Annotated in this window: 10 protein-coding genes; 4 read left to right on the top strand and 6 right to left on the bottom strand. The window is 63.1% G+C overall.

Going from position 1 to position 11944, the window contains the following annotated elements:
- Positions 1 to 251 precede the first annotated feature (251 nt).
- A complete protein-coding gene (locus tag B5G40_RS12805; RefSeq protein ID WP_087399854.1) occupies positions 252 to 1184 on the bottom strand; it encodes an AEC family transporter in 933 nt (310 codons plus the stop codon).
- Between the two features lie 126 nt (positions 1185 to 1310).
- A complete protein-coding gene (locus B5G40_RS12800; RefSeq protein WP_087399853.1) occupies positions 1311 to 2066 on the bottom strand; it encodes a helix-turn-helix domain-containing protein in 756 nt (251 codons plus the stop codon).
- 156 nt (positions 2067 to 2222) lie between these two features.
- Between B5G40_RS12800 and B5G40_RS12795 the strand changes: the two genes are divergently transcribed.
- Together B5G40_RS12795 and B5G40_RS12790 are read left to right on the top strand one after the other, a co-directional pair.
- Positions 2223 to 3980, top strand: a complete 1758-nt coding sequence (locus B5G40_RS12795; protein WP_087270940.1) for an ABC transporter ATP-binding protein — start codon at positions 2223 to 2225, stop codon at positions 3978 to 3980.
- Positions 3981 to 3995: 15 nt separating this feature from the next.
- Entirely contained in the window at positions 3996 to 5108 is a 1113-nt protein-coding gene (locus B5G40_RS12790) for a metallophosphoesterase (RefSeq protein WP_087399852.1), read from the top strand.
- A 42-nt stretch (positions 5109 to 5150) separates the two neighbouring features.
- Here B5G40_RS12790 and B5G40_RS12785 read toward each other — a convergent pair whose 3' ends face one another.
- Positions 5151 to 5336, bottom strand: coding sequence for a hypothetical protein (locus B5G40_RS12785; RefSeq protein ID WP_087189202.1), 186 nt, complete (start codon positions 5334 to 5336; stop codon positions 5151 to 5153).
- Between the two features lie 220 nt (positions 5337 to 5556).
- On the opposite strand from B5G40_RS12785, the gene B5G40_RS12780 reads away from it, so the two are divergent.
- Together B5G40_RS12780 and B5G40_RS12775 are read left to right on the top strand one after the other, a co-directional pair.
- On the top strand, positions 5557 to 5907 hold the full coding sequence (locus B5G40_RS12780; RefSeq protein ID WP_087189201.1) for an Asp23/Gls24 family envelope stress response protein: 351 nt from the start codon (positions 5557 to 5559) through the stop codon (positions 5905 to 5907).
- 35 nt (positions 5908 to 5942) lie between these two features.
- Complete coding sequence (locus tag B5G40_RS12775; RefSeq protein ID WP_087399851.1) at positions 5943 to 7619, top strand: DAK2 domain-containing protein; 1677 nt, start codon at positions 5943 to 5945, stop codon at positions 7617 to 7619.
- 102 nt (positions 7620 to 7721) lie between these two features.
- Here the strand turns inward: B5G40_RS12775 and B5G40_RS12770 are convergent, their stop codons facing one another.
- From B5G40_RS12770 to B5G40_RS12760, 3 genes are read right to left on the bottom strand one after another with little or no spacing between them, the layout of a single operon-like run.
- A complete protein-coding gene (locus B5G40_RS12770; protein WP_087399850.1) occupies positions 7722 to 8426 on the bottom strand; it encodes a V-type ATP synthase subunit D in 705 nt (234 codons plus the stop codon).
- A gap of 3 nt (positions 8427 to 8429) precedes the next feature.
- Positions 8430 to 9812, bottom strand: a complete 1383-nt coding sequence (locus B5G40_RS12765; RefSeq protein WP_087270896.1) for a V-type ATP synthase subunit B — start codon at positions 9810 to 9812, stop codon at positions 8430 to 8432.
- Positions 9809 to 11587, bottom strand: a complete 1779-nt coding sequence (locus B5G40_RS12760; protein ID WP_087399849.1) for a V-type ATP synthase subunit A — start codon at positions 11585 to 11587, stop codon at positions 9809 to 9811. Before B5G40_RS12760 ends, B5G40_RS12765 begins: the two co-directional genes overlap by 4 nt.
- Positions 11588 to 11944 lie beyond the last annotated feature (357 nt).

Below are 11944 nucleotides of genomic sequence, written 5' to 3'. Positions count from 1 at the left end.
GCCGTGGGGGTGGGCTCAACCGTGGGGGAGGGGGTGACCTCCGGCGCCGGTCCGCCGCAGGCGGTCAAAAAAAGGGCCAGAGCCAGGGCGGCAGCCCCGGTCAGAATGGTCTGTTTTTTCATGGTAACCTCCATTGTACTGTGGGCGGCAAGCCGCCCGGCGCATGAGATGATTTAGACATTTTAACACCCGCACCCCTGTGCCGTAAATGGAAAAACGCATTCTGTAAACATTTGTGACCATTCCGGCCCTCAGGCCGCGCCGCTGAGCAGGGCGGCCAGCACCCCGCAGCAGGGCAGGGTGAGAATGGACAAAAGGGTGCTGACGGTGACCAGCTGGGCGCTGGTGGACACGTCCTGGCCGTACCGCTGGGCAAACATGGCGGTAATGCTGGCGGTGGGCACTCCGGCCAGCAGCACCAGAGTGCAGTACAGATCGGGCTCCGGGTGGAGGGGGTAGAGGATCAGGGCGGTGAGCAGGGGCATGGCCACCAGCTTGAGGCCGCAGGCCAGAAGGATGGCCGGACTGCGGAACACCGAGCGCCAGTCGGCGCTGGCCATCTGGGCCCCGATGATGACCATGGCCAGAGGGGTGTTCATACTGCCCAGAAAGCTGACGGCGCTGCCCACCATGGAGGGCAGGGTGATCCCGCACAGGAAGAGCACCAGGGCCACCACAGTACCCAGAATCCCCGGATTGAGGACGGCCTGTTTCAGAGAAACCTGCCTGCGCCCTCCCATGAGCACCACGCCCTGGCTCCAGTTGAACAGGTTGAATACGATCAGGTTGATGACGCCGTAGACCATGGCCTGCTCGCCCAGCACCAGCTGGATCAGGGGCAGGCCCATAAAGCCCACGTTGCCGTAGAGGGTGCCGAAGCGCAGGGCCTTGCCGGTGGCGGAGTTCTGCCGCCGGAACAGGGGGATGGACAGCAGGCAGTAGAGCACATACAGCCCCGCCACCAGCAGGGAGGTGTATCCCATGGACCCCAGCAGGGCAGGGGTCCGCTCGATCTGCATGGAGTCTACCAGCATACAGGGGAGCACCACGGTGAGCAGCAGATTGGTCATCTGCGGTATGGCCGCCTGGGTCAGCAGCCTCCGCTTGGCCAGGGCAAAACCCGCCGCCATCATCAGAAACATGGTCCCCACCTGGGAGGACACCATCAGCAGATACTCCAGCATTTCCGTTTCCCCCGTTCCCCCATAAAATACAGTTTATTGTATCATTAAACGGCAGCAGAGGCAAGGGAAGGGGCCTTTTCCGCACAAAATGAAGCAGCCGGCGCGTCTGGGCGCCGGCTGCCGGGATCATTGATACTTTTTGCCCACCACATAGAGGGGGAGGAACAGTCCGCCCAGAGTAAGCGCCAGGATGATGCCCAGCTGGGCCACCTGCCACAGGCCGGGGCAGATCAGCCCCAGCGCCAGGGACAGCAGGGGCATACCCGCCATAATTGCACAGGACCACGCCCGGCCCACCGTGACGATGTGGGGCCAGTTGCGGTTATTGAAGTTCAGGCCCGGCACATTCATCCGCAGCGGCCCGTCCCGCACCATGCCCAGAGGGTACCGGTCATAGACCTCCGGCAGGGTGAGCCGGGTAAAAAAGCAGAACCAGACCCCGAAGATGGCCCCCAGCACCACCGGGGTCCACAGGGCCTCTGGCACACCGGTCCACGCCCAGTTGGCCCACAGGCCCAGGCCTCCCGCCAGCAGGGAGAGTATATACCACAGGGGCCACAGGCTCCTCTCCTGCCAGGCCCGCTTGGGTCTGCCGCCAGCGCAGCGGATGGCGGTTTTCACCACGTCCTCCACCGCCTCCGGCTCCAGGGGCTGCTCCTGCCGCTTGCAGAGCAGCAGCTCGGTCACCGTCACCCCCAGCAGCTCGGACAGGGGGATGAGCAGGGCGGTGTCGGGGATGCTGGCCCCCGTCTCCCACTTGCTCACCGCCTTGTCGGTAATGTGGAGCTGCTCCGCCAGCTCCCGCTGGGTCCACCCCTTCTCCTTCCGCAGCCCGGCCACAAAGGCCCCGAAGGCCGCCTTGTCCATGTCGTACACGTCCATCACCTCGCCCCACCAGCATACCCCACAGAGGGCAATTTGGCAACCGAACGGCGGTAGAGTGCCCGGCAGGACCGGGTTTCGCCCCCTCCATCGGTTGACAAAGCCCTCCGCAGCGGGCTATACTGTAAGGTAACGGATTTTTGAGAGGAGAACGTCATGACCAACCAAAAAGACTTTAAAAACCGGGGCTATCTGCGGATTTTTGCCTCCTACTACAAGCCCCACTGGAAGCTGTTCCTGCTGGATATGGTGTGCGCCCTGCTGATCTGCATCGTGGACCTGCTCTTCCCCATGGTGTCCCGCTGGTCCATGCAGACCCTGCTGCCCAACCAGCTCTTTGCCACCTTCTTCGCCGTCATGGCCGCCCTGGCCCTGGCCTATGTGCTCAAGGGTGTATTCTACTTCATCGTCACCTACTGGGGCCACCTGCTGGGCGTGCGGATGGAGGCCGACATCCGCCGGGACCTGTTCTCCCATATGCAGGATCTGTCCTTCTCCTTCTACGACAAGAACCGCACCGGCCAGCTGATGAGCCGGGTCACCGGCGACCTCTTTGAGATCACCGAGCTGGCCCACCACGGCCCGGAGGACCTGTTCATCTCCTCGGTGACCATTCTGGGCGCCTTCTTCATCATGCTCACCATCCAGTGGCAGCTGGCCCTGATGGTGTTCGCCGTCATCCCTATCTTCATCCTCTTTACCGCCCTCACCCGGAAAAAGATGATGAAGGCCTCCATCGAGGTCAAGGCCAAGCTGGCCGGCATCAACGGCGAGGTGGAGTCCTCCATCTCCGGTATGCGCACCGCCAAGGCCTTCGCCAACGAGGACGCCGAGAGCGCCAAGTTCAACGCCGCCAACGACCAGTTCCGCGGCGCCAAGCGGGGCTACTATAAAACCATGGCCTTCTACCAGTCGGGCATGGAGTTCTTCATGGGCATCCTGTCCGTGGTGGTCATCGCCTTCGGCGGCTTCCTCATCATGAAGGGTGAGATGGACTTCATCGATCTCACCACCTTCGCCCTGTACGTCACCACCTTCATCACCCCCATCCGCAAGCTATCCGCCTTTGTGGAGCAGTTCATGCAGGGCATGGCGGGCTTCAAGCGGTTTACCGAGCTGATGCGGGTGGAGCCCGACATCCAGGACGCCCCCGACGCCCGCACCCTCACCGACGTGAAGGGCGACATTCTGGTGGACGACGTGACCTTCCGCTACGAGTCCTCCCCTGAGCCGGTGCTGGAGCACATTACCCTCCACGTCCGCCCCGGCGAGACGGTGGCGGTGGTGGGTCCCTCCGGCGGCGGCAAGTCCACCCTGTGCCAGCTCATCCCCCGGTTCTACGACGTCACCGGCGGTCGGGTGCTGGTGGACGGCCAGGATGTGCGGGAACTGAAGCAGCACGACCTGCGGGAACACATCGGTATTGTCCAGCAGGACGTGTTCCTCTTCGCCGGCACCATCTACGACAACATCCGCTACGGCCGGCCCGACGCCACCGAGGCGGAGATCATTGAGGCCGCCAAGAAGGCCGAGATCTACGACGACATTCTGGAGATGCCCGACGGCTTCCAGACCCAGGTGGGCGAGCGGGGCGTCATGCTCTCCGGCGGCCAGAAGCAGCGGGTGTCCATCGCCCGCATCTTCCTGAAAAACCCGCCCATCCTCATTCTGGACGAGGCCACCTCCGCCCTGGACACCGTCACCGAGGCCCGCATCCAGTCCGCCTTTGACGCCCTGGCCCAGGGCCGTACCACCCTCATCATCGCCCACCGGCTGTCCACCATCCGCTCCGCCGGACGCATTGTGGTCATTGATGGCTGCGGCATTGCCGAGGAGGGCACCCATGAGGAGCTGATGGCCAAGGGCGGCGAATACGCCCGGTTGTATCAGGCTCAGAAATCAGTTTCCGTATAAAGCGAGGTGGCCGGTATGGCGCGCAAAGCACGGATACAGCGGCTGGAATTCCCCGCCGGGCGGCGGGTACTGGTGGTCAGCGACATCCACGGCAGCCTGCCCCTGTTCCAGAGCCTGCTGGACAAGGCGGGCTATGGTCCCGACGACATTCTGGTGCTGCTGGGGGATCTGGTGGAAAAGGGCCAGGACAGCCTGGCGGTGCTGCGCTACGTCATGGACCTGTCCACCCGCCGGACGGTGTACTGCGTCAAGGGCAACTGCGACGATCTGGTCACCGAGTTTGTAGAATCCCCCCAGGTACGGCCGGAATTTTTCCACCACTACCTCAACGTGTGGCGCAACCGCTGCACCCTGCTCCAGATGGGGCAGGAGGCAGGCTTTGAGACCCGTTCCCCGGAGGATCTGCCCGCCCTGCGGCAGGTGATCCTGAACCACTTCGGCCCGGAGCTGGCCTTTCTGGACACCATGCCCGAGATCCTGCTCACCCCCGACTATCTGTTTGTCCACGGCGGGGTGTGGGATGAGGACCATCTGGAGGATATGACCGCCTGGGACTGCATGAAAAACGACAGTTTCCTGGACCGGGGCATCTGCTTCCGCCGGTGGTGCATTGTGGGACACACCCCGGTGACCCTCTACCATCCCCACATTCCCACTACGCACCCCCTGGTATCGGAGAAACAGCACATCGTATCCATCGACGGCGGCTGCGCCCTTCAGCGGGACGCCCAGCTCAACGCCCTGGTGCTCCCCCAGCAGCCGGGGGAGGGGTTCACCTGGTTTTCCTGCGACGGTCTGCCCACCGCCATGGCCCTGGACAAACAGGAGGAGACGCCCCAGTCGGTGAATGTGCGCTGGGGCCACAGTCAGGTGGAGGTGCTGCTGCGGGGCGGAGCTCTGTGCCGCTGCCGCCATCTGGAGAGCGGCCGGGAGGTGGACGTACTCACCGATTACCTCTACCGCTCCGGCGAGGAGACGTTGTGTAAGGAATCCACCGACTACCGCCCGGCGGTGGAGCCGGGGGACATCCTGTCCATCGTCCGCCGGCTGGCCGACCGGGCTTTGGTGAAGAAGAACGGGGTCACCGGCTGGTACTTCGGACGGCTGTGCCGCCCGCCTCAAACGTAAAAAAAGGCCGCTGCCCATGGCAGCGGCCCTTTTTCAAGTTTCTTACTCTTCCCAGTCGGCGAACTCCACGTCCTCCATGCAGTCGTCGCACTTGCCGGAGATGAGGCCCTTCACCTTGCAGACCAGCTCCATGAGCTTGTCCCAGTAGGCCACCACAGCATAGACCACCGCGCCCAGCACTGCCAGCACGGCCAAAAACTTCACAATACCGCAGAAAAACTTTTTCATGATCCAAACAGCCTCCTTTGTGTTGAACGCAATGTGCTGATGAGAACAGTGTACACGTTTTTGTGGGAAATTACAAGTGTACATTCCCACTTTGAAGAAACTTTTTTCCCTTGTATTTTGTGGTGAAATAGAATACAATAAAAAGACAAACAATAGAACCTTTTCCCCCGCTTTGACGGGGATGCCATGCAGACACCCCAGGAAAGGAAGGGATCAGATCATGAAGCTGCAAACCGAACAGGGCGAGATCACCATCAGCAGCGAAGTGTTTACCAACATCACCGGCGCCGCCGCCACCAACTGCTACGGCGTAAAGGGCATGGCGGTCCGCTCCAAGGCGGACGGCCTGGTCCATCTGCTGCGCCGGGAGTCCATGGGTAAGGGCGTCAAAGTCACTTACAATGAGGATTCCACCGTTTCCATCGAGCTGCACATCATTGTGGACAACGGCGTGAACCTGATGGCGGTCAGCCGCTCCATTATGAGCGAGGTCCGCTATATCGTGCAGCGTACCACCGGCGCCGAAGTGCGCAACGTGGACGTGTGCATCGATTCCATGGTCATCGGCTGAGGCCGGTCCGCCCATTGAAAGGAAGGAACACAGACATGAGAGATCGCATTGACGGAGCGTCCTTTGCCCAGGCTATCGTCCACGCGGCAGCCTCCATCAATCTTCAAAAACAGCAGATCAACGAGCTGAACGTATTCCCCGTGCCTGACGGCGACACCGGTACCAACATGGGCCTGACCATCTCCACCGCCGCCGCCGAGCTGAAGAAAAAACAACCCCGTACCGTGGGGGAGGCCGCCGCTACCAACGCCTCCGCCCTGCTGCGGGGCGCCCGCGGCAACTCGGGCGTCATCCTGTCCCTGCTGTTCCGGGGCTTCTCCAAGGCCGTGAAGGACAAGGAGACCATCGACGGCCGGGATCTGGCCATTGCCCTGGACTTCGGCGTGGCCGCCGCCTACAAGGCCGTTATGAAGCCCGCCGAGGGCACCATCCTCACCGTGTCCCGTCTGGCCGCCGCCCGGGCTGCCGACGCCGCCCGCAAGACTCCCAACGACCCTGAGGCCGTGCTGGAAGCCGCTATTGCCGAGGGCCAGGTGGCCCTGGAGCACACCACCGAGATGAACCCCGTCCTCAAGAAGGCGGGTGTGGTGGACGCCGGCGGCAAGGGCTTCCTGGTGATCCTCCAGGGTATGCTGGACTCCCTGCGGGGCCTGCCTCTGCCGGAGGGAGGCGAGGAGAGCAAGACCGAGAGCAAGACCGACTACGCCGCCATTGCCGCCGAGGAGATCACCTTCACCTTCGACACGGTGTTCATTGTCCGCAAGACCACCAACAAGGAGCTGACCTCCTTCGAGGCCTACCTGAACAGCATCGGCGACAGCCTGGTGATCGGCGAGGATGACGACTGCTTCAAGGTCCATGTCCACACCGACATTCCCGGCGCCGCCCTCACCGAGGCCCAGAAGTACGGCACCCTGGAGCTGGCCAAGATCGAGAATATGCGCACCCAGGCCGAGGATCTGGCCGCCGGACGCCACATCCAGAGCACCGACGATCTGGAGGAGGACGACCACGACCACCACGAGGGCGGCCGGAAGATCGCCCCTCCCGAGAAGAAGTACGGTGTAGTAGCGGTTGCTGCTGGCGACGGCCTGGCCGCTGTGTTCAAGGATCTGGGCGCTGACGGCGTGATCAGCGGCGGTCAGACCATGAACCCCTCCACCGACGACATTATGAAGGTGATTGACGCCACCCCGGCGGAGATCGTCTTTGTGCTGCCCAACAACGGCAACATCATTATGGCTGCCCAGCAGTGCATCCCCCTGGCGGAGGGCAAGCAGGTGGTGGTTCTCCCCACCAAGACCGTACCCCAGGGCATCTCCGCTCTGATGGTCATGGATCTGGACGCCTCCCAGGAGGACAATGTGGCCGCCATGACCGAGGCCATCGGCAACGTCCACACCTCCGAGATCACCTACGCCGCCCGGGACTCCGACTTTGACGGCTTCGCCATCAAGCAGGGGGACTACCTGGCCCTCACCGAGCACCAGCTCTTTGGCACCGATCAGAATCTGGACACCCTGCTGCGCCGTCTGGCCGAGGCTGACGCCCAGCAGTCCGCCGAGTTTATCAATATCTTCTACGGCGAGGATGTGTCCGAGGACGATGCTCAGAAGGCTCTGGAGCTCTTCACCGAGTGCTGCCCCAACGCCGAAATCACCCTGCTCTCCGGCGGTCAGCCTGTCTACTACTATATGATTTCCGCCGAATAAGCCGGTATACAGACCGGGGCGGCCCAGTGTGGGCCGCCCCGGTCTTGCATTTATGCCCGCAAAAAAAGACGGCCCCGGTTGGGGCCGTCTTTTTTACTATGGTTATACCTCTTCCTGTTTTCCGCCAAAGGCTTCCACCGCGCGGGCGTCGGCCTCCTGGCGCTCCTCGATGGCTTCCTTCAAAAGCATATCCTTCACCTTCATGAGGCGGATGGTGTTGGAGCGCTCGTTCTCGTCCAGCTTCATGGAGATATACTTGATGGTCTCTTCCATCTGGGGGATCTTCACATACTCCAGGGCGTTGACCCGGCGGCGGGTCTTTTCGATCTCCTCCGCCAGCAGCTGGGAGGTCTTTTCAATCTCGGCCAGCTTGAGCATATCCTGGAACACCCCGGACAGGGCGTCCACCGCGCCGTCCAGCTCGCCGGAGGTGGCGGCGAAGCCGTAGGGATAGATCTCCCCGGCGTCGTCGCTCTTGGTGCGGAACTGGTAGACGGGCACATTGACGCTCATGATGTTCTGGAAGGTCATGTCCAGCTCCACGCTCTGCTTGGGGTACAGGAGGGACTGCTCCAGCATCTCGGAAGACATGAGGGCGGAGGCCACGGTGAAGGAGCCGTGGGCTTTCATCAGCCCCTCCTCCACCTTCTTCCGCAGGGCCCGGTTCTCCCGCACCACGTCCATGAACTGCTTCATCAGCTCATCCCGCTTATCCTTCAGCAGCTTGTGGCCCCGGATGGAGGTCTTGAGCCGGGTTTTCAGCCGGGTCAGCTCCTGCCGGGTAGGGTTCACGTTAATGGCCGGCATGATTTATCCCTCCTTTTTCGGGAGGTATTTCTCGATATACTCCGGCTTGATACGCTTCAGCTCCGCGCGGGGCAGCAGGCTCAGCAGATCCCAGCCCAGGTCCAGGGTCTCGATGATGGAGCGGTTCTCATCGGTGCCCTGGGAGACATAGCGCTTCTCAAACTCGTCGGCAAACTTGGCGTACTGCAGATCGGTGGGAGAGAGGGCGGCCTCGCCCAGGATGCTCATGAGCTCCTTGTTCTCCTTACCGGTGGAGTAGGCGGCGAACAGCTGGTTCATGGTGCCCGCGTGGTCCTCGCGGGTCTTGCCGGGGCCCACGCCCTTATCCTTCAGACGGGACAGAGAGGGCAGCACGTCCACCGGCGGGTTGATGCCCTTGCGGTACAGCTCGCGGGACAGGATGATCTGGCCCTCGGTGATATAGCCGGTCAGGTCGGGAATGGGGTGGGTCTTGTCGTCCTCGGGCATGGTCAGAATGGGGATCATGGTGATGGAGCCCTTCTTGCCCAGCTGACGGCCGGCGCGCTCGTACATGGTGGCCAGGTCGGTGTACAGGTAGCCGGGGTAGCCGCGGCGGCCGGGGACTTCCTTCTTGGCCGCGGACACCTCACGGAGGGCCTCGGCGTAGTTGGTGATATCGGTCAGGATGACCAGCACGTGCATATCCTTCTCAAAGGCCAGGTACTCGGCGGCGGTGAGGGCCATACGGGGGGTGGCGATACGCTCGACGGCGGGGTCGTTGGCCAGGTTGGTGAAGAGCACGGTACGGTCGATGGCGCCGGTGCGGCGGAACTCCTGCACGAAGAAGTCGGACTCCTCGAAGGTGATACCGATGGCGGCGAACACCACGGCGAAGTTGCCGGCGTCGTCCCCCAGCACCTTGGCCTGACGGGCGATCTGGGCGGCCAGAGCGGCGTGGGGCAGGCCGGAGCCGGAGAAGATGGGCAGCTTCTGGCCGCGGACCAGGGTATTCAGACCGTCGATGGTGGAGATGCCGGTCTGGATGAACTCGTTGGGGTAGTCCCGGGCGGCGGGATTCATGGGCAGGCCGTTGATGTCACGGTACTCCTCGGCCATGATCTCGGGGCCGCCGTCAATGGGACGGCCCATGCCGTTGAACACCCGGCCCAGCATATCGCCGGACACGGGGAGCTGAAGGGGGTGACCCAGGAAGCGGACCTTGGACTGGGCCAGGTTGATGCCGGCGGAGGACTCGAAGAGCTGCACAACCGCGTTGTCGCCGTTGACCTCCAGCACCTTACAGCGGCGGATGGAGCCGTCGGACAGCTCGATCTCGGCCAGCTCATCGTAGGTGACGCCGGAGACCTTGCGGACCACCATCAGGGGGCCGTTGATCTCCTGAATGGTACGGTATTCACGGATCATGCCTCTTCACCTCCCTTGGCCGCAATGGCCTCGATCTCCTCTTCCATTTCCCGGGCCATATCGGCGTAGACGGCCTTGAACTGGTCGTCGGGCACGCTCTTGGCACGGCCCATCTTCTCACGGAAGGGGATATTGAACAGCTCTGCCACAGGGGCGCCCTTCTCGATGGCCGCCCGGCACAGCTTGTCGTAGTCCAGAATCATCTGGATCATCTTGTCCTGGCGCTCGTAGCTGGAGTACCAGTCCACTTCCATAAAGCCGTTCTGCTGGAGGAAATCCTCGCGGAGCATCTTGGCAGTCTCCAGGGTCAGCTGGTCGCCGGCGGACAGGGAGTCCTTACCAACCAGCTGCACGATCTCGTTCAGGCTGGCCTCCTCCTGGAGGATGGACATGGACTTGTCGCGGTTGACCATGAACTGGGGACCCAGGTGCTCGTCGTACCAGGGCTTCAGGGAGTCCAGGTACAGGGAGTAGGAGTTCAGCCAGTTGATGGCGGGGAAGTGACGGCGGTAGGCCAGGGAGGCGTCCAGGGCCCAGAACACCTTGACGATACGCATGGTGGCCTGGGACACGGGCTCGGACAGGTCGCCGCCGGGCGGGGAAACCGCGCCCACGGCGGTCAGGGAGCCCCGGCGGTCCTCGTCGGAGCCGATGCACTCCACCATACCTGCCCGCTCGTAGAACTGGGCCAGACGGGAGGACAGGTAGGCGGGGTAACCTTCTTCGCCGGGCATCTCTTCCAGACGGCCGGACATCTCACGCAGGGCCTCGGCCCAGCGGGAGGTGGAGTCGGCGATGACGGCCACATGGTAGCCCATGTCGCGGAAGTACTCGGCGATGGTGATGCCGGTATAGATGGAGGCCTCACGGGCGGCCACGGGCATATCAGAGGTGTTGGCAATCAGCACGGTCCGCTTCATCAGGGACTCGCCGGTACGGGGGTCCACCAGCTCGGGGAACTCCCGCAGCACGTCGGTCATCTCGTTGCCCCGCTCGCCGCAGCCGATGTAGACCACGATGTCCACGTCGGACCACTTGGCCAGCTGGTGCTGCATGACGGTCTTGCCGGAGCCGAAGGGGCCGGGGATGGCGGCGGTGCCGCCCTTGGCCACGGGGAACATGGCGTCCACGATACGCTGGCCGGACAGCAGGGGGGTCTTGGGGGGATACTTATGCTTGTAGGGGCGGCCCACACGGACGGGCCACTTCTGCACCATGGTGAGATTATGCTTCTCGCCCTTGTCGTCCACCAGCACAGCCACGGTGTCCAGCACGGTGAACTCGCCGGACTGGATGGACTCGATGGTGCCGCTCATCTTGGGGGGGATCATGATCTTGTGGAGCACCACGCTGGTCTCCTGGACGGTGCCGATGACGTCGCCGCCGATGACCTTGGCGCCGGGCTGGACGGTGGCGTTGAACTGCCACTTCTTCTCCCGGTCCAGGGCGGGGACCTCCACGCCGCGGGGCAGGTTGTTGGAGCCCGCCTTCTTCATGATGCCCTCCAGGGGGCGCTGGATGCCGTCGTAGATGTTCTCAATAATGCCGGGGCCCAGCTCCACGGACATGGGGGCGCCGGTGGTCTCCACCACGGCGCCGGGGCCCAGGCCGGAGGTCTCCTCGTAGACCTGGATGGAGGCGGAGTCGCCGTTCATGGTGAGGATCTCACCGATGAGGCGCTGCTCGCCCACACGGACCACGTCGGCCATGTTGGCGTCGGTCAGTCCGGTGGCCACCACCAGCGGGCCGGAGACTTTGACGATTTTTCCGCTCAAATAGCTCAACCTTCTTTCTCGTCGGCGCAAACTTCACATCCTTCGCGTCCCCGTAAACGGGAACACTCACTCGTGCCGTTGCGCCTCCTCCTCCCCGTCCGACCCGCTTGCGCTGGGCTCGGTCGGGGGTGCGGGCGGCCGTAAAGGCCGCCCCTACGTGCCTCGCAGAGTTTCCGGCGTATGGCGCCGGAAAGAAGATCAAAATCTGTGCGCAGCAGGACACGCGCCTGCGGAGCACACCCCTGCCTGCTCCGCCACCGGCGGGCAGCCACCCGCGCGGGCGCGGGTGAGGGGGGTATCGAAGGCGGTTTCCTCGGGAACCGCCTTCGTATCCAGGGTCGAACCTGCCGGGGGCAG

Source organism: Flavonifractor sp. An9 (assembly GCF_002161245.1).
Lineage (GTDB): Bacteria > Bacillota > Clostridia > Oscillospirales > Oscillospiraceae > Flavonifractor > Flavonifractor avicola.
The sequence above is the reverse complement of the archived record's forward strand: the minus strand, read 5'-3'. Positions and strand labels throughout refer to the sequence as shown.

Excerpts from the sequence above, each read along its gene's own strand:
- B5G40_RS12800 (WP_087399853.1), bottom strand. The coding sequence starts at position 2,066 with ATGGACGTGTACGACATGGACAAGGCGGCCTTCGGGGCCTTTGTGGCC.
- B5G40_RS12780 (WP_087189201.1), top strand. The coding sequence starts at position 5,557 with ATGAAGCTGCAAACCGAACAGGGCGAGATCACCATCAGCAGCGAAGTG.
- B5G40_RS12775 (WP_087399851.1), top strand. The coding sequence starts at position 5,943 with ATGAGAGATCGCATTGACGGAGCGTCCTTTGCCCAGGCTATCGTCCAC.
- B5G40_RS12785 (WP_087189202.1), bottom strand. The coding sequence starts at position 5,336 with ATGAAAAAGTTTTTCTGCGGTATTGTGAAGTTTTTGGCCGTGCTGGCA.
- B5G40_RS12805 (WP_087399854.1), bottom strand. The coding sequence starts at position 1,184 with ATGCTGGAGTATCTGCTGATGGTGTCCTCCCAGGTGGGGACCATGTTT.
- B5G40_RS12770 (WP_087399850.1), bottom strand. The coding sequence starts at position 8,426 with ATGCCGGCCATTAACGTGAACCCTACCCGGCAGGAGCTGACCCGGCTG.
- B5G40_RS12765 (WP_087270896.1), bottom strand. The coding sequence starts at position 9,812 with ATGATCCGTGAATACCGTACCATTCAGGAGATCAACGGCCCCCTGATG.
- B5G40_RS12795 (WP_087270940.1), top strand. The coding sequence starts at position 2,223 with ATGACCAACCAAAAAGACTTTAAAAACCGGGGCTATCTGCGGATTTTT.
- B5G40_RS12790 (WP_087399852.1), top strand. The coding sequence starts at position 3,996 with ATGGCGCGCAAAGCACGGATACAGCGGCTGGAATTCCCCGCCGGGCGG.